The 25758-nt window shown below is 69.2% G+C and carries 22 protein-coding genes; 9 read left to right on the forward strand and 13 right to left on the reverse strand.

The genetic code is table 11. The features are described from left to right. Positions 1–168: 168 nt before the first annotated feature. The 11 genes from QRD43_RS04050 to QRD43_RS04100 all read right to left on the reverse strand — a co-directional run bounded on the left by QRD43_RS04050 (position 169) and on the right by QRD43_RS04100 (position 14550). Entirely contained in the window at positions 169–804 is a 636-nt protein-coding gene (locus QRD43_RS04050) for a hypothetical protein (RefSeq protein ID WP_285981191.1), read from the reverse strand. Between the two features lie 455 nt (positions 805–1259). After that, positions 1260–2192, reverse strand: coding sequence for a hypothetical protein (locus QRD43_RS04055; protein WP_285981192.1), 933 nt, complete (start codon positions 2190–2192; stop codon positions 1260–1262). Positions 2193–2227: 35 nt separating this feature from the next. Continuing rightward, the gene (locus QRD43_RS04060; protein ID WP_285981193.1) at positions 2228–2761 is read right to left on the reverse strand and encodes a hypothetical protein; all 534 of its coding nucleotides are present in this window, start codon (positions 2759–2761) and stop codon (positions 2228–2230) included. 327 nt (positions 2762–3088) lie between these two features. After that, positions 3089–3850 (reverse strand): LytR/AlgR family response regulator transcription factor, encoded by a 762-nt coding sequence (locus QRD43_RS04065; protein ID WP_285981194.1) that lies wholly within the window; start codon positions 3848–3850, stop codon positions 3089–3091. A gap of 29 nt (positions 3851–3879) precedes the next feature. Then, positions 3880–5043 (reverse strand): sensor histidine kinase, encoded by a 1164-nt coding sequence (locus tag QRD43_RS04070; RefSeq protein ID WP_285981195.1) that lies wholly within the window; start codon positions 5041–5043, stop codon positions 3880–3882. Continuing rightward, a complete protein-coding gene (locus QRD43_RS04075) occupies positions 5040–6194 on the reverse strand; it encodes a sensor histidine kinase (protein WP_285981196.1) in 1155 nt (384 codons plus the stop codon). The genes QRD43_RS04070 and QRD43_RS04075 overlap by 4 nt, the downstream gene beginning before the upstream one ends. A 119-nt stretch (positions 6195–6313) precedes the next feature. Continuing rightward, positions 6314–7069 (reverse strand): class II glutamine amidotransferase, encoded by a 756-nt coding sequence (locus QRD43_RS04080; RefSeq protein WP_285981197.1) that lies wholly within the window; start codon positions 7067–7069, stop codon positions 6314–6316. A 13-nt stretch (positions 7070–7082) separates the two neighbouring features. Beyond that, positions 7083–8336 (reverse strand): geranylgeranyl reductase family protein, encoded by a 1254-nt coding sequence (locus QRD43_RS04085; protein WP_285981198.1) that lies wholly within the window; start codon positions 8334–8336, stop codon positions 7083–7085. A gap of 163 nt (positions 8337–8499) precedes the next feature. Next, on the reverse strand, positions 8500–11379 hold the full coding sequence (locus QRD43_RS04090) for a TonB-dependent receptor domain-containing protein (RefSeq protein ID WP_285981199.1): 2880 nt from the start codon (positions 11377–11379) through the stop codon (positions 8500–8502). A gap of 258 nt (positions 11380–11637) precedes the next feature. Beyond that, positions 11638–13830, reverse strand: a complete 2193-nt coding sequence (locus QRD43_RS04095; protein ID WP_285981200.1) for a malate synthase G — start codon at positions 13828–13830, stop codon at positions 11638–11640. Positions 13831–13860: 30 nt separating this feature from the next. After that, positions 13861–14550, reverse strand: a complete 690-nt coding sequence (locus QRD43_RS04100; protein ID WP_285981201.1) for a haloacid dehalogenase type II — start codon at positions 14548–14550, stop codon at positions 13861–13863. A gap of 218 nt (positions 14551–14768) precedes the next feature. Here QRD43_RS04100 and QRD43_RS04105 point away from each other — a divergent pair, with 218 nt between their 5' ends. Together QRD43_RS04105 and QRD43_RS04110 are read left to right on the forward strand one after the other, a co-directional pair. After that, the gene (locus QRD43_RS04105; protein WP_285981202.1) at positions 14769–15692 is read left to right on the forward strand and encodes a LysR family transcriptional regulator; all 924 of its coding nucleotides are present in this window, start codon (positions 14769–14771) and stop codon (positions 15690–15692) included. A gap of 56 nt (positions 15693–15748) precedes the next feature. Continuing rightward, positions 15749–16204, forward strand: a complete 456-nt coding sequence (locus QRD43_RS04110) for a DUF2214 family protein (protein ID WP_285981203.1) — start codon at positions 15749–15751, stop codon at positions 16202–16204. A 93-nt stretch (positions 16205–16297) separates the two neighbouring features. Here the strand turns inward: QRD43_RS04110 and QRD43_RS04115 are convergent, their stop codons facing one another. Next, the gene (locus tag QRD43_RS04115) at positions 16298–16678 is read right to left on the reverse strand and encodes a hypothetical protein (RefSeq protein WP_285981204.1); all 381 of its coding nucleotides are present in this window, start codon (positions 16676–16678) and stop codon (positions 16298–16300) included. A gap of 131 nt (positions 16679–16809) precedes the next feature. Further along, positions 16810–18210: a serine/threonine-protein kinase gene (locus QRD43_RS04120; protein WP_285981205.1), complete on the reverse strand. Its 1401-nt coding sequence runs from the start codon at positions 18208–18210 to the stop codon at positions 16810–16812. A gap of 151 nt (positions 18211–18361) precedes the next feature. On the opposite strand from QRD43_RS04120, the gene argS reads away from it, so the two are divergent. The 7 genes from argS (at position 18362) to QRD43_RS04155 (ending at position 25730) form a co-directional block, all read left to right on the forward strand. Further along, complete coding sequence (gene argS / locus QRD43_RS04125) at positions 18362–20086, forward strand: arginine--tRNA ligase (protein WP_285981206.1); 1725 nt, start codon at positions 18362–18364, stop codon at positions 20084–20086. An 83-nt stretch (positions 20087–20169) separates the two neighbouring features. Then, positions 20170–20853 (forward strand): SPOR domain-containing protein, encoded by a 684-nt coding sequence (locus QRD43_RS04130; RefSeq protein ID WP_285981207.1) that lies wholly within the window; start codon positions 20170–20172, stop codon positions 20851–20853. Between the two features lie 50 nt (positions 20854–20903). Then, on the forward strand, positions 20904–21581 hold the full coding sequence (locus tag QRD43_RS04135) for a thiol:disulfide interchange protein DsbA/DsbL (protein WP_285981208.1): 678 nt from the start codon (positions 20904–20906) through the stop codon (positions 21579–21581). Positions 21582–21789: 208 nt separating this feature from the next. After that, positions 21790–22425 (forward strand): lipopolysaccharide transport periplasmic protein LptA, encoded by a 636-nt coding sequence (gene lptA / locus QRD43_RS04140; RefSeq protein WP_285981209.1) that lies wholly within the window; start codon positions 21790–21792, stop codon positions 22423–22425. Continuing rightward, complete coding sequence (gene lptB / locus QRD43_RS04145) at positions 22422–23195, forward strand: LPS export ABC transporter ATP-binding protein (RefSeq protein ID WP_285981210.1); 774 nt, start codon at positions 22422–22424, stop codon at positions 23193–23195. Before lptA ends, lptB begins: the two co-directional genes overlap by 4 nt. A 12-nt stretch (positions 23196–23207) precedes the next feature. Then, positions 23208–24728, forward strand: a complete 1521-nt coding sequence (locus QRD43_RS04150) for an RNA polymerase factor sigma-54 (protein WP_285981211.1) — start codon at positions 23208–23210, stop codon at positions 24726–24728. Between the two features lie 51 nt (positions 24729–24779). After that, the gene (locus QRD43_RS04155) at positions 24780–25730 is read left to right on the forward strand and encodes a LysR family transcriptional regulator (protein ID WP_285981212.1); all 951 of its coding nucleotides are present in this window, start codon (positions 24780–24782) and stop codon (positions 25728–25730) included. Positions 25731–25758: the final 28 nt, after the last annotated feature.

Genomic DNA, 25758 nt, shown 5'->3' on the forward strand with positions numbered 1-25758 from the left:
CCCTCCATGGGACCGGCGAGAGGGTGGGGGCTGCCGTCGCTGCAGCAGGCGTCGACGAACCCGCGGACGCCGGGGCCTGGGTCATCCACACGTGCAGCCCCAGGCCGACGCCGAGCAGCGCGAGGCCTGCCAGCAGGGCCCGTCGCCACCATCGGATAGCTCGCGTTGTCATGGCTTCGGCGCACTCGGGGGGAGGAAGGGATCCACACGCCCGGCCTGCATCGCCGCGAAGAGGCGGGGTGCCAGGGCGCGGGCCCGGGCCAGGGTCTCGGGCGAGGGGCGGGTGTCGTCGCCCAGCGCATGCAGGGTGACCTCGTCTGCCGTGCAGCGGCCGTGCCGGAGGCAATGGATGGCGACGTCCAGCTGTGCCGCCATCCGGCCGACGGGCTGGGGGTCCATCCACGTCGCGAGGTGGACGGCCAGCACGAACGCCTCCGGGCCGACGCCACCCCAGGGCGCGCCGTCGAAGTAGGCGATCGGCGTCGCTCGTCCGCTGATCAGCGTCGTGCCGATCTCCAGGTAGCTCCGGGCCGCAAGCTGCGCTTGCAGGTCCTTCACGAAATGGGGGGGCTGGGAGCGGAGAGGGAGTCGCACCTCGTCGCGGTTCATGGCATCCGCGTCCTGCATCACGGGATCGCAGTGCCGGTGCAGAAGCTCCAGCGCCTGCTGCCGCTGCGCGCTGATCTGCGGCGTCTCGCCGGGCAATGCAGGCAGTGGGCCCCGCACGCCTGCCGCGGTGCTGCGCCAGTCCCCGGGCGGCGTGAGCAGGAGGCCATAGCTTCCCACGCAAAGACTGCCCAGCATCCGGGCCTTGGCGAGCGCCTGGGGCGTCTGCTTCGCGACCCCGGCAAGGACGATCGCGTAGGCGGACGTTTCCGGGGGCGCATCGACGGGCGCCGGCAGTGGCAGCGGGGCAGAGGTGCCGGCCGCCCGTGCCGCGGCGGGTCGAGGATTCGCCGCACGAGGCGGCGGTACCGTCACTTCGCCGCCTGCCGGCCAGGGTTCGATCCGAGGTGCCTGGCGCCACCAGAGCCCAAAGGCCAGCAGGCCCAGGAGCGCACCGAGGGCCGTGACTTTCAATGCAGAGGCTGGACGGAGGCGGGGCATCAGCGGAGGGATCGGCGGCGTGGGTGGCAGGGTGTTCTCGTCCCTGCACCCTGGATCGCTTCATTCTGGGTTGCCAGCGACTGGTCGACGGCTCGCCCGATCTGCGTTCATCGGGTACGGGAGACCCAGCAGAAGCCGGGGCTGCCGCTGAGTCAGGGGGCAGGCGCAGCAGGGGAAAGGAACGCTTCCACACGCCCCTCCTTCATGGCCGAAAAGATGCGAGGGGCCAGGGCGTGAGCCTGTGCACGGATGGCTGGTGTATTGGGGTCTCGGAACAGCGGCATGGCCTCCAGGTCAAAGTCGCACATGCCCGATTCCAGGCAATTGCCTGCCATGCTCAGTTGAATCGAGGTCTGAGTACTGGGCCTGGGATCCAGCGCCATCGCGTAGTAGAGAGCACGCGCATAGCCCTCCGGGCTTGCGCCTCCCCACGGGAGCCCTTCGAAGTAGGCCACCGCCGACTTGCGGCCCATGAGCACCTGGAAAACCGCGCCGTGGAAATCCTGGGCCTGGAGCTGGATGCGCAAGGCTTCCTTGAATTCCAGGTGCCAAGCCGCGTCGAGTTCGCTGACCGCAGGGTGGTTCAGCGCTTGCTCATCATGAGCCACCGAACTGCAGTGCGCGAGTATCAGTTCACGGGCACGCTGGCGTTGCTCATGCTGGACGCCTGCTTCCTCTGGAAGCCGCGGCAAGGCGGTGCGACTGTCCAAGGCCGTCCGAAGGTCGATCTCACTTTGATGCTTCCGGTGGGCGTCAAACAGCGCTACCACGGCACCTCTACATGCTCTGACGAGCCCTCGCGCTTGGGCCCGGACGACCGGATTGCGGTCCGCCTGTGATTGGATGATGAGGGCATACGTCGAGAGCGGAGCGCTGGGAGCCTCGTGAGGCATCACAGCGCGACTGGCGCTGAGCCCGCTGGACAGGCGCGACGGCACGGAGGCGAGGGCCGCCGGAGACGGCTCTTTCGCTTCTGGGCTTGGGGTGGCGCCTTCGGGTGCAGCCCGCAGCCAGACCACCCCGAGCGCCAGCAACGCCATGAAAAGCGATGCCAGGCAGACTTGCATTGAACGACGAGCAAACATGTGGAGGTGTGGAGGCATAGGGCACAGGGGCTGCGTCAACGGCACTTGCTACTGGCATCTCCCACGGGTACGGAGCCCACAAACGACACATTCCCGATGCCATATGCGTAGGTGATCAGGGTGACTTTGTATCGGACGACAACGCCATTGGCTTGGCGAGTATCGAACTGGTCACCGACAACTGTCTGGATGCCACTGTTCAAGAAGAATGACTTGGCGATGCCTGCTACCGCAGCTTCGCTGTCCAGGCTGCTGTAGGGTGGCACTAGGTTCCGACCCAGCGGAACGCACTGCTCCAAGTGCTTTGGGTTCCGAATCAGGCCCCAAAGAGCGGTCTTCACCGACCCGCTCGAGCTCTCATAGATGGTCTTAAGGTCCGCCATGTACTCGCGGCAGGCAGAGCCAATGCAGACGGCGTTCTGCGATGCAGAGCGGCCAAACACCTCGACCCGCTCCAGTTCCACGACGGTGTCGAGCACCAACTCCCAGCCCCCCATGCTGTTGTAGTAGTCACTGGGTTCCCCGTTGCAGGGCAGGTCTGTACTGGTACAGATGGGGTTGTATCGCAAGGCTGTCCTGCCGCCTGTCGGCCGGCTCGACTTGTCGTTGGCAGCAGGCTTGAAGAATCGCTGCGTTGTATATGGCAAATCGGGGAAGACGCTCGCGGGCTGCACGTCAGCGGCGTACGTGCTAGCGCTCTGGAGGCTGAGGATTAAGGCAAGGCAAGGCAATCTTCATGGCGATCATGGTCTGTCGATGAGACCCCGCAGCCCGCCGGCCGTGGGGAGGGTCGCCATCCTAATGATCAAAAGGGATGTCCGATTCCCAGGCCCCCTGTCATCTCTGACAGGTTTCGTGCGCACTGCGATCCACCCGTGCCGCGCCCGCCCTCGCCCTCACTGCCCCTTGAACAAGCCCTGGAACTGCCGTGACACCGGCAGCTTCTCGTCCCGCCCCTTGAGCGTGAGCTGCATGGTGTTCTCGTCCAGGCGCACGGCGCTGGCGATGCAGCGGCTGTTGACGAGCACGGAGCGGTGGACCTGCCAGAAGAGCTCGGCGTCGAGCGAGGCGAGCAGCTCCTTGAGCGGCGTGCGGATCAGGGCCTCGCCGCCGTCGTAGACGACGCGGGTGTAGCGGTTGTCGCTCTCGAAATAGATCACGTCCTGCGGGTCGATCATCTTCACCTCGCGGCCGAGCGAGGCCTGGATGAGGCGCGGCTTGGGCGGGGTGGCGGCCAGGGGCAGCAGCTGCTTGAGCAAGGCCTGGAGGTCCGGCGCGGGCTGCTGCTGGCGGGCCTTGAGGCGCTCGATGGCCTGGACGAGGCGGGCGTCCTCGACGGGCTTCATGACGTAGTCGACCGCGCCGGCATCGAAGGCGGCGAGGGCATGGTCACCGTAGGCCGTCACGAAGACGACGTGCGGCGGGCGGGCGGTGGCGCCCATGCGGCGCGCGACCTCGATGCCGGTGAGGCCGGGCATGTTGATGTCGAGGAAGCAGACCTGCGGCTCGTGCGCGAGGAAGTCGTCCCAGGCATCGACGCCATGGCGGCTGGCGGCCACGATGTCGAGCTCGGGCCAGAGGCGCTGCAGGGCGGCGCGCAGCTGCTCGCGCGGGCCTTCCTCGTCGTCGGCGATGAGGGTGCGGATGGTCGTGTTCATGGGGCCTCTCTCCTGGCGTTCGTCATTGTTCAGGCCGGCTGGATGCGCACTTCGGCGGCGCATCCGCCCGGCTCCAAGGGGCGCAGCTGCAGGCTCGCGCGCTCGCCGAAGGCCTGGCGCAGGCGCAGCAGCGTGTTGCGCAGGCCAAGGCCGCCCTGGCGCGTGGCGCCGGGTGTGGGCTGGTCGAAGTCAAGACCTGGCACCGGGCCGTCGCCGTCGTCCAGCACCTGCAGGCACAGGCCGCCCTGTGCGTCCTGGCGGGCCCGGATGCAGATCTCGCCGCCATCGATCCGGGGCTGCACGCCATGCTCGACGGCGTTCTCCACCAGCGTCAGGAGCACGCCCGGCGGCAGCAGGGCCTGGGCGGCATCGGGCGCGATGTCCAGGCGGAAGCGCAGGCGCTCGCCGAGGCGGGCCTGCATCACCTCCAGGTAGCGCCGCGCGGCCTCGGCTTCCTCGGCGACGCTGAGCAGGTCGCGCTCGAAGAGCGGCAGCGTGGCGCGCAGATAGCCCGTGAGCGAGCCCAGCAGCGGGGCCGCGCGGTCGTCCTTGTGCTGCACCCAGTGCTGCAGCGCCGCGAGCGAGTTGAAGAGGAAGTGCGGCTGGATCTGCGCGGTGGCCAGGCGGCGGGCGAGCTCCAGGGCCTCGGCCTGCCGGTCCTGCTCGCGCAGCCATTGATCGCAGTATTCGTTGCGCCAGCAGGCCATGATCCACAGGGCCAGGGCGCCCAGCATCATGCCCAGCATCAGCGTGGTGAGCATGAACCGGGCCGGCTCCCTGGCGGTGCCGGCATGCAGCTGCCAGACGTGCATGCCCTCGGCCGAGGCGCCCCACACGGCGGCGTAGAGGCCGAACAGGAGGTACAGGCGCGTCATCGTCGGGCGCCGCCAGAGGCTGCGCAGCATCAGCAGCTGCAGGATGCCGATGGCCTGGCTGACCAGGAACACGACCAGCAGCTCCGCCGCGCTCGTGACGCTGAAGAACTGCCGCATCGCGATCACGCAGAAGGCGCCCGACGCGAGGATGTTCAGCCAGACGGCCGCCGTGATGCTCGCGGACATGGGCGGCAGGGCATCCAGCCGCGTCCACTGGGCGGGCGTGAAGCGGTGCCGCGGGCCGAGCAAGAGCGCGACGCGCCAGTCCACCTCGCGCCAGAACTGGCGCAGGCGCGCCCCAAGCCCGCGCAGGCTCATTGCGCACGCTCCAGCTGGAGGCACACGCGGGTGCCGGGGCCGTCCGCGCGCGGGGTGAGGTCCAGCGAGGCGCGGCTGCCGAAGACGCCCTGCAGACGCGCCCGGCTGTTGGAGAGGCCGAGGCCCTCCTGCCAGCCTTCGGTGAGCCCGACGCCGCTGTCCTCGATCAGCAGCTGCCAGCCGCCCGCCGGGCGTGCCGTCAGGCGCAGGTGCAGCTCGGCGCCATCGAGCGTCGGTGCGATGCCGTGCTCCAGGGCGTTCTCGACGAGGCTCAGCACGATGCCCGGCGGCAGGCTCGCCGCCGCGGCGCAGGCCGGGTCGATGTCCAGGGCGTAGCGCAGGCGTTCGCCCCAGCGGGCCTGCATCACGCCCAGGTAGGACTGCACCAGCTGCAGCTCGTCGGCCAGGCGCACCTCGGGCTGCAGCATCAGCTCGGCCGAGCCGCGCAGGAAGGTGCTCAGCTGGCGCAGCAGCGGGCTGGCGCGGGCATCGCCGGTGTCCACCCAGTGCTGCACGGCGGCGAGCGTGTTGAAGATGAAATGGGGCTGGATCTGGGCCTGCAGCAGCCGCAGCCGGGCCTCGCTGGCCTCGCGCCGGGCCTGCTCCTGCTCCGCGCGGCTCTGGGCCAGGGCCAGGTCACGCGCCATGTGCTCGCGCCGCTGGCTGGCGGTGAGGATCAGCACCAGCAGGATCGTGAAGACCAGGATCAGCGGCATCGGCATGCCGACCTTGGCGGCGTTCACGAGACCGTCCATCTGCTGCGACCAGGGCAGGGTCTTGTCGACGGGGACCTTGCGCAGGCCGGTCGTCATCCCCACGAGCGCGGCGCCAAAGCCGCAGATGGCGCTGAGCGCCACAGCGGGCCGCCCGGAGAACCACAGGGGCCGCAGCCAGGCCAGGCCCAGCAGCCCCAGGAAGCCGCAACCGAAGGCGAAGGCGGCGAGCGCGGCCTCCCACAGCGCGCCCCGGGACTGGATCACGCCGGCGAACAGGCCCATGCCGCCGCAGGCGCCGCCGAAGACGGCGCCGAGGAACTGGGAGTTGCGCCAGATGCCGTTCTCGTTGCGCGCGATGCGCCCGAGCGCCTGCGTCGCATCACGGCGCAGGGCGGCATGCCAGGACAGGGTCAGGTCAGGGGCGTTCGGCGTCATGGCAGCAGTATCTCCGGCGCCGTCCGCTCATGGACCCGCGATGCGGCGAATGGCAGCCGGCACGGGCGGATGGGCCCGAGGGGCGATTGCGTGGCGATTGCGTGGCGGCTGGGCCCGGCTCAGGCAGCCAGTGCGCCACCCACGAAGACCTTCAGCTCCCCGGGCTGGAAAGCCACCCAGGGCTCGTCACGCGTGAGCGGCTCGGTGGCAATGATGGCGGCGCGGTCCAGCGGCGAGGTGTGCTGCGAGAGGTCCAGGCTCAGGTCCTCGTCCTGCAGGTGCACGCGACCGAAGGGGTGCTGGCGCAGCAGGTAGTGCAGCTTCGTGGAGCCATGCGCCCACAGCGCCTGTCCGTTGGACAGCAGCATGTTGAACGTGCCGTAGGCGTTCAGGCGGGGCATCAGCTCGGCCAGCGTGAGGCTCAGCTCCTCGATGCTGGGCACGGTGCAGTGCGCCTTGGCCAGCTCCTGCATGAGCCAGCAGAAGGCGCGCTCGCTGTCGGTGTCGCCCACCGGCCGGAAGGCGGCGTGCAGGGGCGGGTGGAAGTCCTTGAGGTTGCCGTTGTGCGCGAAGACCCAGTAGCGGCCCCACAGCTCGCGCACGAAGGGGTGGGTGTTCTCCAGCATGACCTGACCCTGCGTGGCCTTGCGGATGTGGGCGATGACGTTGTCGCTCTGGATCGGGTAGTGCCGGATGAAGCCGGCCAGCGGCGAGACCCGCGCGCTGTGGTGGTCCACGAAATGGCGCAGGCCGCGGCCCTCGAAGAAGGCGATGCCGAAGCCGTCCTTGTGCTCCTCGGCGCGGGTGGCCAGGCCGGTGAAGCTGAACATCACGTCGGTCGGCACATTGCAGTTCATGCCCAACAGCTGGCACATGGCGGTTCCTTGCTCATTCGAAGAAGAGGCGGCCGATGCCCTTGAGGCTCAGCAGATTGCCCGGGTTGCTGGTCTCGTTCAGCACGCCGCCCATGCGCTGCAGCAGGCGCGGGCTGCGGCTGGCGCGCCAGATCAGGAGGTCGGCGATCCACGGGGCGGCGTTGATCCGGTTGGCGCGCTCGTAGAGTTGGAAGCGGGGCTGCAAGGCGTGCAGGGCGGCTTCGTAGTGCCCGCGCGCGGCGCTGTCGTCGCTGCCGTGGGCGAGCAGGGCCTCGGCGGCGAGGAGGCCGGTCTCCATGGCCTTGCCGATGCCCTCGCCGGTGAAGGAGTAGGTGCTGCCCGCCGCCTCGCCGGTGACGAGCAGCCCGGGCCGCGTCCAGCGGGCGCCCTTGAGCGTGCAGCGCAGCGGGGCGCCCTTGAGATCGCCCACCAGGCGGCCCTGGCGCATGAGTTCCGCGGCCGGCGCGTAGTGCTGGCAGAAGGCGTCGAAGATGGCGCGCAGGTTGACGTCCTTCTTGCGGCCCTTGCCGGCGAGGTCGCGGTGGCTGTCCGTGACGCCGACGCCGATGTTGAAGTGCCCGCCGGGCGCCGGGAAGATCCAGCCATAGCCGGGCTGGACGGAGCGGTCCCAGACCACCTCCATGGCCTGGATGCGCCCGACCATCGCCGGCGCCTGCACATAGCCGCGCAGCGCGACGCCGCTGGGGGTGTGGCGCTCGCACACGCCGGCCGCGGCCAGCGCCTTGGGCACCGCGCCGGTGGCCAGGATGACCCAGCGGGCGCGGACCTCACGTTCGGTGTCGCCCTGGCGCAGCACGGCGCCGCAGACGCGGCCGTCGGCGTCCTGCAGCGGCCGCTCGAAGCGGGCCTGCTCGAAGCGCGCGCCGGCGGCGATCGCGTGGCGGGCCAGCAGTTCGTCGAGCACCTGGCGTGGCAGCACGGCCAGACTGCCGGGCACGTCGATGCGTCCGCCGCGCGGGCCGATGCAGCCCACATGGTTCACGCGCTCGGCGCGGGCCATCACGGCCTCCAGCACGCCGAGGCGCTGCAGGGCGTGGTGGGCATCGGGGATCAGGCCGTCACCGCAGGTCTTGTCCCGGCCGAGGGGGTGCTGGTCCACGAGCAGCACCTGGCGGCCGGCCTGGGCCAGCCAGCGGGCGCAGGCGCTGCCGGCAGGGCCGGCGCCGATGATGAGGGTGTCGCAGGTGTCCGGCAGTGCCGGCGCGGGAGGGGCCGCCAGGGGTTCGGCGGCAGGGAAGTCAGTCATGGCGTCGAGGGGATGAGCGTCGATTCTAGGAAGTCCGGTGCGACGCTGGCCATCAGGCTTCTACTGTTTTCGCCTATGAAAAAACCCCGGCCTCTCGCGAGAGCCGGGGTTGTGCCTTTCACCGTGAACCCGGCCGCGAAGGCCGGGTCAGGCGAGGAAGGAATTACATCGAGTAGCGCACGCCGACGTAGTAGCGACGGCCGATCGGGTCGTACACGCTGGCGTTGGTCTGGGTACCGGTGGTGTTGCCAGGCAGGCCCGAGACGATCGGGGGCGCCTTGGTGTCGGCCACGTTGTCGATACCGAAGTAGAACTGAGCCTTGCCCATCTTGTAGGAAGCCTGCAGATCGATGTAGACCTTGCTGCCGATCTTGAAGGTGTCCTTCGTGAAGCCGGTGTACTTGCCGGTGGTGTCCGTCAGGTACTTCTTCGAGAACTGGTCGTCGAGGTACGACTCACCGATGTAGGTGGTCGTGGTGCTCACGTTCCAGTTGCCGAGGTCATAGCCCAGGCCCAGGGTCCACTTGTTCTTCGGGTTGCCGACTTCACCCAGCGAGCTGTCCTCGGTGGAGGTGTCGGTGGCCTTCGTCCAGGCTTCCAGCAGGTGCGTCCAGGACAGGCGGGCGTTCACGCGGCCGGGGCCGACCTTCTCGCTGTAGCTGCTGGTCAGGTCCAGACCACGGATCTGCTGGCCGCCGCTGTTCACCGGCACTTGGTCGATGAAGGTCAGGGCGCCGGCGCTGCCGCCGCTGGTGGCCACGGCACGACGGGTGATGAACTTGCAGAATGCAGTGTCGCCACCGTTGTAGCACTGGTCCAGCGCGTAGTCGCGACCCGGGTTGTTGATGGCCTTCTCGATCTTGATGTCGAAGTAGTCCGCCGTGAAGCTGAAGTTCTTCAGCAGGGGGATGTTCTTCGGGGTGATCACGAGGCCCAGGGTGGTGGACTTGCCGCGTTCAGCGTCCAGGGCGGAGTTGCCGCTGTCGAAGCCGCTCACGCCTTGCTGGTCAGGCTGGGTCAGCGTGAACACGCCGCCGTTGGCCTTCATGTTGTCGATCACGCCAGGCGCAGCCTTGCAGCGATCGGCCAGCACGCCGGTGTCGGTGAGCTTCACGCCCTGGCAGGGATCGCTGACGCTCGGGAAGGTCTGCGAACGGCCTTGGTACAGCTCGTTGATGTTGGGAGCGCGGGTCGACAGGGCTTGCGTGAAGCGCACGCGCACGGTCGAGTTGGCGGCCCAGTCCAGGCCGGCGTTCCAGCTGCGGGTGTTGCCCACGGTGCTGTAGTCACCCACGCGGTACGCGACGGTGGCGTCCAGCGACTTGACCATGGCCAGGTTCTTCAGCAGCGGCAGGCGGGTTTCGATGAAACCTTCCTTGACGTTGTAGTTGCCCGACGTGTTGGGCAGCTGGTTGCCGCCGTTCAGGCCGGCTTGCGTCAGCGCGTCGTACTGGGTGCTGGAGCCTTCCTCACGCCATTCGGCGCCGGCAGCCACGCCCACCGGACCTGCGGGCAGGTCGAAGGGCTCGCCGCTCACCGAGGCGCCGGCCATCTTCTGCGTGACCTTGGTGGTCAGCGACTGAGGAGCCTGGATGTACTTGATGGCGGCGTCGCTCATCGTGCCGATGCCCCACACGTTGGCGGGCACGCAGCCCTGGGCGCGAGCGTTCGCGTCCAGGCACATGGCGCCGCCCTTGCCGTCGGGGATCACTTCCAGCGCGTTGCGGAAGTTCAGGACGTTGACCTGGCCGGAGCCGGTCTGGGCTTCCTTGGTGAAGCCGTAGCCTGCGTAGGCCTCATAGCTCCAGACCTTGGTCAGGTCGCCCTTCACGCCACCCAGCACGCGCATGGTGTCGCGCTCGACATCCTGGTGACGCGGGCCGAAGTCGCTCATGCGCTTCGTGAAGAAGTAGGTGTCGCTGGTGACGTTGGCCGGCACCAGGGGGTTGCGCACCATCTTGCCGTTCACGTTGAACGACACGGGCACTTCACCGCCGGAATCCGGGTAGATGTTGCTGGTGTCGAGCGGGAACGGCTCGATGTTGGTCGAGGACTTGGTCGAAGCGTAGGTGGCTTCGAAGAAGGCGGTGTGGCCGTCAGCGATCTGGTGCTCGCCCTTGCTGGCCAGCAGCAGGCGGTCCACCGGCACGGCGATGCGGCGGAAGGCGCTGCGGTTGAAACCGGTGGCGCCGACGCCGTCACCGTTCGGGCCGTTCTGCGACCAGGCGATCTGCTTGCCGTTGGCGTCGTAGGTGAAGTCCTCGTCACCGGCGAAGAAGTGGCCGGCCGGGGCATAGCCCGAGAAGCCGAGGTAGGTGCGGTACAGGTCTTCGGCCTTGTTGGAACGGCCACCGGCGACCAGCGAGTTGTTGTCCACGCCGCTGCCGTCGCGGCTGGCCGAGCGGACCTCACCCTGGCGGGTGAAGCCGATGTGGGCCATCAGGCTGTCCTTGTCGGTGCTCGTGCCCCAGGTCGCGCTGAACTTCTTCTTCTTGTCGTCGCTCTTGGAGCTCTGACCGGCTTGCGCGTCGAGCGTCAGGCCGTTGAAGTTGCGCTTCAGGATGATGTTGACCACGCCGGCCACGGCGTCGGAGCCGTAGGTCGAGGAGGCACCGCCGGTCAGCAGTTCCACGCGCTCGATGAAGTCGGTCGGGATGGTGTTCAGGTCAACGGCGGTGTCGCCGGGGACGCCCGACACATAACGGCGGCCATTCACCAGCACCAGGGTCCGGTTGGAGCCCAGGTTGCGCAGGTCGATGGTGGCCACGCCGCCGCCGGAGGTCAGGAAGTTGGAGTTGGTGCGGCTCAGCGAGGGGGTGCCGATGGCCGGGTTCTTCGTCAGCAGGTCCTGGATGTTGGCCACGCCGGAGGCTGCGATGTCCTTGGCGGTCATCACCTGGATGGGCGCGGGCGACTCTGCGTTCGGCGACAGGATGCGGCTGCCGGTGACTTCAACGCGTTCCAGTTGTTGCTGGGCGCTGGCGGGCAGGGCGATTGCGGCGATGGTGGCCGCAACGGCGAAGCTAATTTGGGTGAGTTTCAAAGCAGATTCCTCCGGGGATGAATTCGGCGTCATCGGCCTGCGGCAGGCGCGCAGGCTCAAAGACAATGCCCTCGCCCACCCGGGTGTGGCGGGCGAGGGCGCAGTTTGAGCCGCATGGGGACGCTTGCTGATCGGGATAACCCTAGCGGTCCGGCGCGCCGTTGGTGCGTCGCAACATCATGTAAAGATCCTGTGCTCCCAGCGAAATAAGCATGTCTGGCGTGCGCTGGGCGATCGGATCGGCAGGGGCTCAGCGGCTCAGCATTTGCCAGCCTTGACCTTCAGGCGCCAGGCATGCAGCAGGGGCTCGGTGTAGCCGCTGGGCTGCTCCTTGCCCTTGAAGACCAGGTCCAGCGCGGCCTGGAAGGCGGCGCCCTGCGGATTCGCGGCGAGGGACCGGTAGGCCGGGTCGCCCGCGTTCTGCTGGTCCACGACGGCGGCCATGCGGCTGAAGGTCTCGCGCACCTGGGCCTCGGTCACCACGCCGTGGTGCAGCCAATTGGCGATGTGCTGGCTGGAAATGCGCAGCGTGGCGCGGTCTTCCATGAGGCCGACGTTGTGGATGTCGGGCACCTTGGAGCAGCCCACGCCCTGGTCGACCCAGCGCACCACATAGCCCAGAATGCCCTGGACGTTGTTGTCCAGCTCCTGCTGGCGCTCGGCGGCGCTCCAGTTCGGGTTCGCGGCCACGGGGATGGTCAGCAGCTTCTCCAGGATGCCGGCGCGCTCGGCAGCTTCGTCGGTCCGCTCGAGCTCCTGCTGCACGGCGGCCACGCTGACCTGGTGGTAGTGCAGCGCATGCAGGGTGGCGGCCGTCGGGCTCGGCACCCAGGCGGTGTTGGCGCCGGCCTTGGGATGGGCGATCTTCTGCTCCAGCATGGCGGCCATGAGGTCGGGCATGGCCCACATGCCCTTGCCGATCTGGGCACGGCCGCGCAGGCCGCAGGCCAGGCCGACCAGCACATTGCTGCGCTCGTAGGCCTGGATCCAGGCGCTCGTCTTCATGTCGCCCTTGCGCAGCATCGGGCCGGCCAGCATGGCGGTGTGCATCTCGTCGCCCGTGCGGTCCAGGAAGCCGGTATTGATGAAGGCGACGCGGCTGGCGGCCGCGGCGATGCAGGCCTTGAGGTTGACCGAGGTGCGGCGCTCCTCGTCCATGATGCCCAGCTTCACCGTGCTGTCGGGCAGGCCCAGCAGCTGCTCCACGCGGCCGAAGAGCTCGTTGGCGAAGCCCACCTCGGCCGGGCCGTGCATCTTGGGCTTGACGATGTAGATGGAGCCGCGGCGGGAGTTGCGCAGGCCGCTGCCGGAGAGCTGCTTCAGGTCGTGCAGGGCGATGGCCGTGGTGATGACCGCGTCCATGATGCCCTCGGGTATCTCCTTGCCGCCGTCCCACAGGATGGCCGGATTGGTCATCAGGTGGCCGACATTGCGCACGAACATCAGCGAGCGGCCGTGCAGCACCACCTCCCCGCCGGTGGGGCCGGTGTAGCGGCGGTCGGCGTTCAGGCGACGCACGAAGGTCTTGCCGCCCTTGGCGACTTCCTCGGTCAGCGTGCCGCGCTGGATGCCCAGCCAGTTGCGGTAGGCCAGCAGCTTGTCCTCGGCGTCCACGGCCGCGACGGAGTCCTCCAGGTCGAGGATGGTGGACAGCGCGGCTTCCATCACCACGTCGGCGATGCCGGCGGCATCGGTCTTGCCGATGGCGGTGCTGCGGTCGATCTGGATGTCCAGGTGCAGGCCGTGGTGGGCCAGCAGCACGCTGCTCGGGGCCGCGGCGTCGCCCTGGTAGCCGGCGAACTGGCCAGGATCCTGCAGGCCCGTGGTGGCGCCGCCGGTCAGGCTCACGACCAGACGGCCGTTCTCGACGCGGTAGCCGGTGGCATCGCGGTGGGAGGCGCCGGCCAGCGGGGCGGCCTGGTCCAGCACCTGGCGGGCGAAGGCGATGACCTTGGCGCCGCGCACCGGGTTGTAGGCGCCGGCGCGCTCGGCGCCGTCGGTCTCGGGGATGGCGTCCGTGCCATACAGCGCGTCATAGAGCGAGCCCCAGCGCGCATTGGCCGCGTTCAGGGCGTAGCGGGCATTGAGGATGGGCACCACCAGCTGCGGGCCGGCCTGGGTGGCCAGCTCGGCATCGACGTTGGCCGTCGTGGCCTGCACCTGCTCGGGCACCGGCACGAGGTAGCCCAGCGCCTTCAGGAAGGCCTGGTAGGCGGGCATGTCGGTGATGGGGCCGGGATGGGCGCTGTGCCACTGGTCCATGGCGGCCTGGATGCGGTCCCGCTCGGCCAGCAGGGCGGCGTTCTTCGGGGCCAGCTCATGGACGAGGGCGTCGAAGCCCGCCCAGAAGGCGTCGCGGTCCACGCCGGTGCCGGGCAGGACCTCCTGGTCGATGAAGGCAGCCAGGCGGCTGTCGACCTGCAGGCGGTGGAGGGAAGTGCGTGCGTTCATGGCAAACCTCGTGAAGGCAAAGGGAAAGAATCAGGAAGCGGTGTCGGGGAAGAGGGCCAGCACCCCGCGCAGGGAGCTGGCCTCGTGGTGCGGTGGCGGGCCCAGCTGCTCGCGCGGCTGGCCCTGGCGGTTCACCCACAGCGTGGTGAAGCCGTACCAGGTTGCGCCCAGGGCGTCCCAGGCATTGCTGGAGACGAAGAGGATCTCGCGCGGCGGCAGGCCCAGGGCCGCGGGGCCGAGGGCGTAGGCGGCGGGGTCGGTCTTGTAGCGGCGGGTCTCGTGCACGCTCAGCACCGGGTCCAGCCAGGGCGCGAGCCCGGCGCTTTGCACGGCGATCTGCAGCATGCCCGGATCCCCGTTGCTGAGGATGCCGGCGCGCACGCCCCGCGCCTTCAGCTGCTGCAGGACCTCGCGGTTCTCGGGAAAGGCGCTGAGGTGGCGGTATTCATTCATCAGCCGTTCCTCGCCGCCCGCGCCGGGGGTGAGCTTCAGGCTCAGGCAGGCATGGCGCAGCGCGGCGCGGGTGAGGTCCCAGAAGGGCTGGTACTGGCCGCTCATGGAGCACAGGCGGCTGTACTCGATCTGCTTGTCCCGCCAGCGCTGCGAGAGCAGGGCCCCCTGGCCGGGGAAGAGCTGCTCGGCCATCAGCGCGACGCTGTGCACGTCGAAGAGCGTGCCATAGGCGTCGAAGAGGACGGCGCGGACGGTGGATGCAGCCATGGTCCCAATTTAGGGCCAAACGGGCGTGCGATTGCTGCGTTGCACACACCAAGATTCGTGATGAAAACGCAAAGATCAACGCCAGGATGCCGCCGATTCCACCTAAAGAAAACACATTTCACGGGATGAAAACGGGATTGCAACCCTGCGTAGGTGTAAATCCAACATTTGGGCGCTGATTGCTTCGATGTGTCGAGCATGGGCGCAGAATGCGGCGCATGGACCGGCTCAAACAGATCGAATCCTTCGTCGCCGTGGCCACCAAGGGCAGCCTGACCGCCGCGGCGCAGGCCGAGGGCGTGGCGCCGGCGGTCATGGGGCGGCGCATCGACGCGCTGGAGGAGCGCCTGGGCGTGAAGCTGCTGCTGCGCACGACGCGCCGGCTGTCGCTCACGCACGAGGGCACCGCCTTCCTGGAGGACTGCCAGCGCCTGCTGGTGGACTTCGCCAATGCCGAGGCGAGCGTCAGTGCGGGCGGCGTGAAGGCCAGCGGCCACCTGCGCATCACGGCGCCGGCCGGCTTCGGGCGGCGCCATGTCGCGCCTCTGGTGCCGGACTTCCTGGCGCAGCACCCGGATGTCTCGCTCTCGCTGAACCTCTCCGACCGGGTGGTCGACATCGTCCACGAAGGCTTCGACTGCGCCGTTCGCGTGGGTGACCTGGCCGACTCCAGCCTCGTCAGCATGCGCCTGGCGGACAACCGCCGCCTGTGCGTCGGCGCGCCGTCCTATCTGAGGCGCGCGGGCCTGCCGCAGCACCCGGACGAGCTCGCCCGCCACGCCTGCCTGGTGCTGAGCTCGGACGCCAGCCAGTCGCGCGGCTGGGCCTTCACGGTGGACGGGCAGCTGCAGCACATCCGCCCCGTCGGGCGCCTGGACTGCAGCGATGGCCAGGTGCTGCACGACTGGTGCATCGCCGGCCTGGGCCTGGCGTGGCGCAGCACGTGGGAGGTCGAGGCGGACGTCGCGGCGGGGCGCCTGCAGTCGGTGCTCGACGACTTCGCGGCGCCGCCCAACGGCATCTACGCGCTGATTCCCCAGCGCAAGCACCTGCCGCTGCGGGTGCGGCTGTGGATCGACTTCCTCAAACACCACTACGGCAGCGCGGAGTACTGGCAGCGCCCCGCGCGCGTCGAGGCTTGAGGCACACTCGCGCCTGCGTTCGTGCAGGCGTTCCTGCCGCTTGAGGGAGTGTGTCGATGATGCTCGAGACCGGCCTGGCCATCTTTCACTGGCTTGCCATCCTGACCCTGGTGGTCTTCATCAGCAGCGAGGCCGCGCTGTGCCGCGTCGAATGGCTCAATGCCGCCGTCGTGAAGCGCCTGCAGCGCGTGGACCTGATCTACGGCATCGCCGCGGTGGCGCTGCTGGCCTCCGGGCTGCTGCGCGCCTTCCTGGGCATGAAGGGCTCGGCCTGGTACTGGGGCCAGCCGCTGCTGCATGCCAAGCTGACGCTGTTCGTCGTCGTCGGGCTCCTCTCCATCAAGCCGACGCTGACCTTCCGGCGCTGGGGCCGCGCGCTGGACGCCACGGGCCGCCTGCCCGAGGCCGCCGAGATCGCCGCCACGCGCCGGCTCGTCATGATCCAGGCGCATCTGATCCTCGTCTTCCCCATCCTCGGGGCGATGCTGGCGCGCGGGGTGCTGACGCGTTGATGCGCTGATGCGTTGATGCGGCACGCATCGGCGACCGCCCATGAAAAAGGCCCGCATGCAGCGGGCCTTGTCACGTCGGGGCGTGGCGCGGGATCAGCCCTTGGCGGCGTCGGCCGTGCACTTCTTGACGAAGCTGGTCTTGGCGGCGCCCGCCAGCTTCTTCTCGGCCGCCTGGGCCGCGCAGGCCGCGGCCGGGTCGGGCTTGGCCTCTGCAGCGGCACCGCCCGCGGCATCGGCATTGCACTTCTTCAGGAAGCTGGTCTTGGCCGCGCCGGCCAGCTTCTTCTCGGTGGCCTTGGCGTCGCAGCCGTTCGCGGCGCCGGCGTCGGCATTGCACTTCTTGAGGAAGCTGGTCTTGGCGGCGCCGGCCAGCTTCTTCTCGGCGGCGGTGTCGTCACAGGTGGCGGCGTGGGCGCCGAGATGGGCGGCGCCCAGGAGGAAGCTCAGGGCCAGGAGGGAGAGGGACTTCTTCATGATCGGACTGCCTTGCATGTTGAAAAGGGAACCACAGGGGACTGCGAGGGAGGGTGGGTCACGTTGGGGTCAGGTCTTGCCCTGCGTGCTTACGAGACTCAATGCTTGAGGCCGTCTTGCGGTTGACCGCCTCAGAGAATGCGCCGGGGATGGGCCATGGCCTCGTGCGCGGCATGCAGCCGCCGCACCAGGACCTGGATGAAGGCACGGTCGAAGCGGTGCTGGCATTCGGGGCTCAGCAGCGCCAGCGACTCGGGCGTGAAGGAGATCGTCGTGCAGACCTGCGTCACGCGGATGTCGGTGCTGTGGCGGCGCAGCTCGGGATTGGGCGCCAGGTAGGCCATCTCGCCCACGGACGTGCCGGTTCCGAGCGTCGCCACCTGCTGGCCGTCGCGGAAGACCTCCACCTCGCCGGCCGCGATGATGTGGAAGCTGTTGCCCTCCTGGCCCTTCTTGTAGAGCGCATGCCCTTCGGGGTAGCGCCGCCACTTGGCGCGGTGCACCACCTCCCAGAGCTCGACGTCGCCGAAGCCGCCGAAGAACTCCAGGCCGCGGGCGAGGTTGAAGCGCTCGGAATCCTTCACTTCGTAGAGCCGGGCCAGCGGAACGAGCTGCTTCGCGACGAGCTCCGAGAGCGCGGTGGCGAAGCTGTCCCAGTCGGGGTAGCGCTCGGCCGGATGCTTGGCAAGCGCGCGCTGCACCACGGCGTCGAGCTCGGGCGTGACGCCGCCGCGCAGGTCCGCCAGGGACTGCGGCGCCTGGTGGTAGATCTGGTGCATCAGCGCCATCTGGTTGGGCGCGTCGAAGGGCGGCCGGCCGGCCACCAGGTGGTAGAGCACGGCACCGAGCGAGTAGATGTCCGCCTGGCAGCCGACGTCGCCGCCCTCGATCTGTTCCGGCGGCATGTAGGCCAGCGAGCCCACGCGGTGGACCTGCGTCTGGTCGGCATTGAGGTTCAGGGCGCTGCCGAAGTCGCTGACCTTGACATCCGTCACCTGCCCCTGGGCGTCCAGCACGGCCAGCAGATTGGCGGGCTTGACGTCGCGGTGGATGACGCCCTGGCGGAAGACGTAGCCCAGGGCCATCGCGCACTTGAAGCCCAGCTCCACGATCTGGTCCAGCGGCAGCAGGCGGTCGCTGCGGCAAAAGCTCTTGAGCGTGACGCCGGGGACGTACTCCATCACGAGGAAGGGGGCGTCGGCATCGGGCACGGCGTCCAGGATCTGCACCACGTTGGGGTGCTGCAAGCGCCCGGCCAGCGCGGCCTCGGCGGCGAAGAAGCGCGAGCTGATGTGGCCCTCGGCCGAGTCCCGCTGCTGGCTGGCCCAGGCGCGCTGGCGCTTGATGGCCACCTCCTGCTCGTGGAACTCGTCCAGCGCCAGGAAGACGTCGCTTGTGGCGCCTTCCCCCAGCTGGCGCAGCACACGGTACTTGCCGATGTAGGCCGGGAGGTCCCGCGTGGACAGGGTGCCCAGCGCGTCCGCCCCCGCAGAGGGCAGCGAGCTGGCAAGGGGGAGGGAGTCGAAGCTCATGTCGGCTCGTATCCTGCCCCAGGCCCCCAGGCGAGGCAAGACCGTGAACAGCCGGTAACAGCAGCTGGCAACAGGTGTTCCGTGATGACACAGGGGCGGGAGAAGGCCGGCGACCGGCCTCGGGGCCGGGGGGTTTCGTAGAATCGCGCCCATGATCCAAGCCAAGCAGGAACTGCTCGCCGCCCTGGGCGAGGCCATCCACTCCATCAGCCCCGAGGCCACGCTGGCCCCGGCCTTCGAATCGCCCAAGCAGGCGAGCCACGGCGACTACGCCTGCACGGCCGCCATGCAGCTGGCCCGACCGCTCAAGAAGAACCCCCGCGAGCTGGCCCAGGCGCTGATCGAGGCGCTGCAGGCCAAGCCGGCTTTCCAGCGATGGGTCGAGGGCATGGAGATTGCCGGCCCCGGCTTCATCAACATCCGCCTCAAGGATGCCGCCAAGCAGGCGGTCGTCACCGAGGTGCTGGGCGCCGGCAGCCATTTCGGCGACCTTCCGGCCACCAGCAAGCACGTGATGATCGAGTTCGTCTCGGCCAACCCGACCGGCCCGCTGCACGTGGGCCATGCCCGCCAGGCTGCGCTGGGTGATGCGATCTGCTCGCTGCTCAAGACCCAGGGCCACGATGTGACCCGGGAGTTCTACTACAACGACGCGGGCGTGCAGATCGCCACGCTGGCCCACTCCACGCAGTTGCGGCTCAAGGGCTTCAAGCCCGGCGACGCCTGCTGGCCCACCGATCCCGACCATCCCGACAGCAAGAAGTTCTACAACGGCGACTACATCCAGGACATCGCCGACGCCTTCCTGCGCAAGGAAACGGTCAAAGCCGATGATCGTGAGTTCACCGCTTCGGGCGATGTCGAGGACCTCGACGGCATTCGCCAGTTCGCCGTGGCCTATCTGCGTCACGAGCAGGATCTGGACCTGCAGGCCTTCGGCCTCAAGTTCGACAACTACTTCCTCGAGTCCAGCGTCTACGCCAACGGCCAGCTCGAAGCCGCGGTGCAGCGCATGATCGACAGCGGCAAGACCTACGAGAAGGACGGCGCCCTGTGGTTCCGCTCGACGGACTATGGCGACGACCAGGACCGGGTGATGCGCAAGCGCGAGGGCGGCTTCACCTATTTCGTGCCGGACGTGGCCTACCACGTCAACAAGTTCGGGCGCGGCTACACCCAGTGCATCAACATCCAGGGCACCGACCACCACGGCACCATCGCCCGCGTGCGCGGCGGTCTGCAGGCGCAGAACCTGGGCATTCCGCAGGGCTTCCCGGACTACATCCTGCACAAGATGGTCACGGTCATGAGGAACGGCGAGGAGGTCAAGATCTCCAAGCGCGCCGGCTCCTACGTGACGCTGCGCGACCTGATCGACTGGACCAGCCGCGACGCCGTGCGCTTCTTCCTGATCAGCCGCAAGGCCGACACCGAGTTCACCTTCGACGTCGACCTGGCGCTCAAGCAGAACGACGAGAACCCGGTCTTCTACGTGCAGTACGCCCATGCGCGCATCTGCTCGGTGATCCGCAAGTGGGCGGAACAGGGCGGCGATGAAGCCGGTCTGGCCGGTGCCGACCTGAGCCTGCTGACGGCCCCCACCGAGGCCGCCCTGATGCTCAAGCTGGCGGACTTCCCGCGCATGCTCACGAGCGCCGCGCAAGACCTGGCCCCGCACGACGTGGCCTTCTACCTGCGCGACCTCGCCGGGGCCTATCACAGCTACTACGCCGCCGAGCGGGTGCTGGACCAGGCGCCCGAGCTGACGCGCGCCCGCGTGGCCCTGCTGGCCGCCACCCGCCAGGTCATCCGCAATGCGCTGGCCGTGCTGGGCGTCAGCGCTCCCGACGTCATGGCGCGCGAGGCGCTGGCCTGACGGCTTTCCGAACCGGTCGGCGAGCCTAGAATCCGCCGCGTTGAAGGGTCGGCCCCCGGTGGGGCCGCGAGCATGGAGATGGCATGAGCAAGGCTGAAGCTGGCAAGCAGCGCGGTGGTTTTGTCCTGGGGATGATCGTGGGCCTGCTGCTGGGCCTGGCGGTCGCGCTGGGCGTGGCGCTCTACATCACCAAGGTGCCCATCCCCTTCGTGAACAAGGTGCCGCAGCGCACGGCCGAGCAGGACGCCGAGGAAGCTGCCCGCAACAAGAACTGGGACCCGAACGCCCCGCTGGCCGGCAAGGCCGCACGCAGCGCCAGCGGCGTGCTGAGCCCGGCCTCGGCGCCGCAGGAGGCCGCGAAGCCGGCCGAGAAGCCGGCGGACAAGGTCGCCGACAAGGCCCCGGAGAAGGCCCCCGAGAAGGCGGCCGACAAGCCGGCCGAGAAGGCCGCGGACAAGTCCGTCGACAAGGTCATGGAGAAGGTGGCCGAGAAGACGGCCGAGAAGGCTGCCGAGAAGCCCGGCGACGGCGCCAACCTGTTCTTCGTGCAGGTCGGTGCCTTCCTGAAGGCCGAGGACGCCGAGACCCAGCGCGCCAAGCTGGCGATGCTGGGCTTCACCTCCAAGGTCTACGAGAAAGAACAGTCGGGCCGCACCGTCTACCGGGTGCGCATCGGCCCGATGGACAGCCGCGCCGAGGCCGAAGCCCAGCGCGGCAAGGTCGAGTCGGCAGGGCTGGAGGCCAATCTGGCCCTGGTCCAGCGCTGAATCCCGCCCCTGACGTCCGCCCCTGACGCCCCCGTTTCCAGGAGACTGCCATGAGCATCAACCGTCGTGATTTCACTGCCGCCGCCGCCGCCAGCGCCGGCCTCGCCGCGCTGAGCCTGCCTCCGCTGGCCCATGCCCAGGGCGGACCGGTGGAAGGCCGCCACTACCAGAAGCTTCAGCAGCCGCTGTCCACCACCCCCGGCAAGGTCGAGGTGGTGGAGTTCTTCTGGTACGGCTGCCCGCACTGCTACGTGTTCGAACCGGCGCTGTCCGCCTTCACGCAGCAGCTGCCGGCCGACGTGGTCTTCCGCAAGTCCCATGTGCTGTTCCGCCCGAACATGCTTGTGCACCAGCGCACCTTCTTCGCGCTGGAGGTGATGGGAAAGGAAGCCGAGGTCCGGGCGAAGATCTTCGACGCCATCCATCGCCAGGGCCAGCGCCTGGACGTGCTGGACGCCATGGCCGCCTTCCTGGCCAAGCAGGGCGTCGATGCGGCCAAGTTCAAGGACACCTTCGGGTCGATGGGGATCAGCACCAAGTGCGGCCAGGCCGACCGGCTGGCCGAGGCCTTCCGCATCGACGGCGTGCCCTCGATCGGCATCGCCGGCCGCTACCTGACCTCGCCGGCCATGGCCGCCGGCGGCGCTCGCATCGACGAAGAGCAGAGCGGCCTGCGCGCCCTCGCCGTGATGGAGATCCTCATCAAGCGGGCACGCCAGGGCGCCTGATCCCGGCACCGGCCGGCCGCCGGCCGCTTGGGGTCAGACACGCGAACGGGTGTCAGGCCCCTGGCCGCGGGGGCGACGGGAGCCCCCGGGGCGGGGCGTCCTCGTGGCAGAATGGTCTGCAAGAACCGTGCCTTGTATGCGATGTGGGCGGCCCCCCCGGGTGCCGTCCCGCCGGGCCGGGCCTCCTGAACTTTTGTCCGAGCGCTGTATGACTGCCACCGGCCTGCGAGCCCCTGCCCTGCTGTGCCTGCCCCTCGTGGCAGGCCTGATCGGCATCGTCCCCGCGCACGCGGCCCGGGACGACGCCAACAAGCCCCTGAACGTCAGCGCCGACAGGAACGGCCGGGTGGACGTGGTCCGCCAGCGCAGCGAGCTCAACGGCAACGTCATCCTCAGCCGCGGCAGCATGCAGCTCAAGGCGGAGCGCATGGACATCCAGCAAGGCGCCGACGGCTTTGTGCTGGCCTATGCCCAGGGCGAGACCGGCAAGCCGGTCAACTTCCGCCAGGACCGCGACGTGCCGGGTGAATCCATCCAGGGCTATGCCGACCAGCTCGAGTACGACGGCCGCGCGGACACCATCCGCTTCATCGGCAATGCCGTGGTGCGCCGCATGCGGGGCACCGTGGTGGTCGACGAGGTGAGCGGTGCGGTGATCGTCTATGACAACCGCACCGAGGTCTTTGGCGTCGAGGGCGGCCAGGGCGCCCTGCAGCCCAACGGCCGGGTCCGCCTCGTGATGAGCCCGCGCGGCAGCGCCTCGGCGCCCGTGCCGGCGGCATCCGCCCCGACGCTGCAGCTGCAGCCGAGCCCGGCCCTGCAACCCCCCCGCAAGACGCCATGAACCAGCGCCCCGCCCTGGAAGCCGGGCCGCCCAGCCGCCTGGAGGCCGAAGGCCTGCAGAAGAGCTACGGCGTGCGCAAGGTGGTGAAGGACGTGCACCTGGCCGTGAACAGCGGCGAGGTCGTGGGCCTGCTGGGCCCCAACGGCGCGGGCAAGACCACCAGCTTCTACATGATCGTGGGCCTCGTGCGTGCGGATGCCGGCGAGATCCGCATCGACGGCCAGCCCGTGCAGCGCCTGCCCATCCACCAGCGCTCGCGCCTGGGCCTGAGCTACCTGCCGCAGGAGGCCTCCATCTTCCGCAAGCTCAGCGTCGAGGAAAACATCCGCGCCGTGCTGGAGCTGCAGCAGGACGAGCAGGGCAAGCCCTGGCCCGTGGCGCGCGTGAACGAGCTGCTGGAGAGCCTGCTCGCCGACCTCAGCATCGAGAAGCTGCGCGACAGCCCGGCTCCGGCCCTTTCGGGCGGCGAGCGCCGCCGCGTCGAGATCGCCCGCGCCCTGGCCACGCAGCCGCGCTTCATCCTGCTGGACGAGCCGTTCGCGGGCGTGGATCCGATCGCGGTGCTGGAGATCCAGCGCATCATCGGCTTCCTCAAGGCGCGCGGCATTGGCGTGCTGATCACCGACCACAACGTGCGTGAGACGCTGGGCATCTGTGATCGCGCCTACATCATCAGCGAGGGCCGCGTGCTGGCCGAGGGGCAGCCGGACGAGATCGTCCAGAACCCCGAAGTCCGCAAGGTCTATCTGGGCGAACACTTCCGCATGTAAGGGCGTCTCCCGATGAAGCCCTCGTTGCAGGTCCGCCTCTCGCAGCATCTCTCGCTGACGCCCCAGCTGCAGCAGAGCATCCGGCTGCTGCAGCTGTCGACGCTGGAGCTGAACCAGGAAGTCGAGCAGATGCTGGCGCAGAACCCGCTGCTCGAGACCGAGGAGGACTTCGAGACCCGCCAGGAGCCCCCGCGCGCCGAGCTGCAGGTGCCGGCCGGCAGTGGGAGGGACGAGGGGGGCGACGATGCCGGAGCTGTCGGCAGCGACGCCGGCGAGGCCCAGGCCGAGATGCGCGCCGAGGACTTCGGCACCACCGAGCGCGAGGACTGGGAGAACGGCACCGAGGGCGACGACTTCGACGGCATCCGCGAGATGCCCGGCAGCAGCAGTGGCAGCGGCAGCGACGACGGCGACGACCGCGCCGACACCGACGCCGGCAGCGTCAGCCTGCAGGAGCACCTGCAGGCGCAGATGGCCGGCATGAGCCTCAGCGAGCTCGACCGGGCCGCGCTGCTGGTGCTGATCGAGTCCCTGAACGACGACGGCTATCTCGAGGACCCGCTGGACGAGATCGCCGCCAGCCTGAACCCGGACGCCGATCCCGAGGTGCAGGAGGAGCTGCTGGACCGCCTGCGCTGTGCGCTCAAGTGGCTGCAGAGCCTGGAGCCGGCCGGCGTGGGCGCGAGAGACCTGGCGGAGTGCCTCGTGCTTCAGCTGCGGGCCATGCCGCGCAGCCAGGTGCAGGCCGTCGCCATCCTGATCTGCAAGCAGCACCTGGAGCTGCTCGCGCGGCGCGACCTGCGCCGCCTGGGCGCCCTCACCGGCGCCGACGAGCCCCTGCTGCGCGAGGCGCAGGCCCTGATCTCCCGCCTCGAGCCCAAGCCGGGCCGCCCCTTCGTGCGCAACGTGGCGCAGGCGGTGATCCCCGATGTCATCGTGCAGAAGTCCGGCCGCGGCTTCCGGGTGATGATCAATCCCGAGGTGGCGCCGAAGCTGCGCATCAACGAGCTTTACGCCCAGGCCCTGCGTCAGACGCGCGGCGGCGTGACCAACTCGCCGCTGGGCGGGCAGCTGCAGGAGGCGCGCTGGTTCATCAAGAACATCCAGCAGCGCTTCGACACCATCCTGCGGGTGTCCGAGGCCATCGTCGAGCGCCAGAAGGGCTTCTTCACCCACGGCGAGCTGGCCATGAAGCCGCTCGTGCTGCGTGAGATCGCCGACGAGCTCAGCCTGCACGAGTCCACCATCTCCCGCGTGACCACGGCCAAGTACATGGCCACGCCCTGGGGCACCTTCGAGCTCAAGTACTTCTTCGGCTCGGGCCTCGCCACGGAGACCGGCGGCAATGCCTCCAGCACCGCGGTGCGGGCACTGATCAAGCAGTTCGTGGCGGCGGAGGACGCGAAGAAGCCGCTGTCCGACAGCGCCCTGGCCAGCATGCTGGAGGAGCAGGGCATCCAGGTGGCGCGTCGCACCGTGGCCAAGTACCGCGAGGCGCTGAAGATCGCGCCGGCGAACCTGCGCAAGGCCTGAGACGCCCTGTCGCGCAAGACCTGACCCCAGCCGCACGGAGATCCGCTCCCCATGGACCAGCTCAAGGCGATGCGCGTGTTTGCCCGGGTGATCGACGAGGGCAGCTTTGCCGGCGCGGCGCGGGCGCTGGACCTCGCGCCGGCCGTGGTGACGCGCCTCGTGGCCGAGCTGGAGGAGCACCTCGGGGCGCGCCTGCTGAACCGCACCACGCGCCGCCTGGCGCTCACCGAGGTGGGCGAGGCCTACCTGGAGCGCTGCCGCCGCGTGCTGATGGAGCTGGAGGATGCCCAGGCGCTGGTGCAGTCGGCCACGCACGAGGCGCGCGGCCACGTGCGCGTGCTGGTGCCGCCGGCCATTGCCGTGCACCAGCTGGCCAAGCACCTGGCGCGCTTTCACCAGCAGTATCCGCACGTGACGATCGAGCTGCATTCGCCGGGGCCGGTGACGCAGATCGACGAAGCCTTCGACATCAGCATCCTCAGCACCAAGGAGCCGCTGCAGGGCGACTTCGTGGCGCGGCGCCTGGCACGCACGGAGGTGATCCTGTGCGCGGCGCCGGAGTTCCTGCAGCGGCGCGGCCGGCCCCAGCATCCGCAGGAGCTGCCGCAGTTCGATGTGCTGGTACCGCCGATGGCGATCCAGCAGCGCGGCATCGTCTTCATGCGCCGCGGGCAGGACGGCGCGCCGGACGAACGCATCGAGGGCGAGTGCCGGCGCGGCGTGCTGACCACCGGCCACAACGACACCAACTACGCCGCGGCGCTGCACGGCCTGGGCATCGCGGCGCTGCCGTCCTTCATGATCGAGGATGCCCTGATGGAGCACGCCCTGGAGCGCGTGCTGCCGCAGTGGCGCCTGCAGAGCTACGACATCTGGGCGGCGATGCCCTCGCGCAAGTTCGTGCCGGCCCGCACGCGGGTGTTCCTGGACTTTCTCGTGAGCATCTTCGGCGGCCAGGACCACGACCCGTGGCTGGAGGCCGCGGGCTGCGCGACCCGCTGAACGAGGGGCGGATCGCGGCGCCCGCGAG

The sequence above is a fragment of the Roseateles subflavus genome (assembly GCF_030285365.1).
Taxonomy (GTDB): domain Bacteria; phylum Pseudomonadota; class Gammaproteobacteria; order Burkholderiales; family Burkholderiaceae_C; genus Roseateles_B; species Roseateles_B subflavus.

Bases quoted from the DNA above. Each gene is read 5' to 3' on its own strand.
- QRD43_RS04135 (WP_285981208.1), top strand. From the start codon at position 20,904: ATGAGCATCAACCGTCGTGATTTCACTGCCGCCGCCGCCGCCAGCGCC.
- QRD43_RS04105 (WP_285981202.1), top strand. From the start codon at position 14,769: ATGGACCGGCTCAAACAGATCGAATCCTTCGTCGCCGTGGCCACCAAG.
- QRD43_RS04115 (WP_285981204.1), bottom strand. From the start codon at position 16,678: ATGAAGAAGTCCCTCTCCCTCCTGGCCCTGAGCTTCCTCCTGGGCGCC.
- lptB (WP_285981210.1), top strand. From the start codon at position 22,422: ATGAACCAGCGCCCCGCCCTGGAAGCCGGGCCGCCCAGCCGCCTGGAG.
- QRD43_RS04095 (WP_285981200.1), bottom strand. From the start codon at position 13,830: ATGAACGCACGCACTTCCCTCCACCGCCTGCAGGTCGACAGCCGCCTG.
- QRD43_RS04055 (WP_285981192.1), bottom strand. From the start codon at position 2,192: ATGTTTGCTCGTCGTTCAATGCAAGTCTGCCTGGCATCGCTTTTCATG.
- QRD43_RS04065 (WP_285981194.1), bottom strand. From the start codon at position 3,850: ATGAACACGACCATCCGCACCCTCATCGCCGACGACGAGGAAGGCCCG.
- QRD43_RS04155 (WP_285981212.1), top strand. From the start codon at position 24,780: ATGGACCAGCTCAAGGCGATGCGCGTGTTTGCCCGGGTGATCGACGAG.
- argS (WP_285981206.1), top strand. From the start codon at position 18,362: ATGATCCAAGCCAAGCAGGAACTGCTCGCCGCCCTGGGCGAGGCCATC.
- QRD43_RS04080 (WP_285981197.1), bottom strand. From the start codon at position 7,069: ATGTGCCAGCTGTTGGGCATGAACTGCAATGTGCCGACCGACGTGATG.
- QRD43_RS04130 (WP_285981207.1), top strand. From the start codon at position 20,170: ATGAGCAAGGCTGAAGCTGGCAAGCAGCGCGGTGGTTTTGTCCTGGGG.
- QRD43_RS04110 (WP_285981203.1), top strand. From the start codon at position 15,749: ATGATGCTCGAGACCGGCCTGGCCATCTTTCACTGGCTTGCCATCCTG.
- QRD43_RS04050 (WP_285981191.1), bottom strand. From the start codon at position 804: ATGCTGGGCAGTCTTTGCGTGGGAAGCTATGGCCTCCTGCTCACGCCG.
- QRD43_RS04075 (WP_285981196.1), bottom strand. From the start codon at position 6,194: ATGACGCCGAACGCCCCTGACCTGACCCTGTCCTGGCATGCCGCCCTG.
- QRD43_RS04085 (WP_285981198.1), bottom strand. From the start codon at position 8,336: ATGACTGACTTCCCTGCCGCCGAACCCCTGGCGGCCCCTCCCGCGCCG.
- lptA (WP_285981209.1), top strand. From the start codon at position 21,790: ATGACTGCCACCGGCCTGCGAGCCCCTGCCCTGCTGTGCCTGCCCCTC.
- QRD43_RS04100 (WP_285981201.1), bottom strand. From the start codon at position 14,550: ATGGCTGCATCCACCGTCCGCGCCGTCCTCTTCGACGCCTATGGCACG.
- QRD43_RS04070 (WP_285981195.1), bottom strand. From the start codon at position 5,043: ATGAGCCTGCGCGGGCTTGGGGCGCGCCTGCGCCAGTTCTGGCGCGAG.
- QRD43_RS04150 (WP_285981211.1), top strand. From the start codon at position 23,208: ATGAAGCCCTCGTTGCAGGTCCGCCTCTCGCAGCATCTCTCGCTGACG.
- QRD43_RS04120 (WP_285981205.1), bottom strand. From the start codon at position 18,210: ATGAGCTTCGACTCCCTCCCCCTTGCCAGCTCGCTGCCCTCTGCGGGG.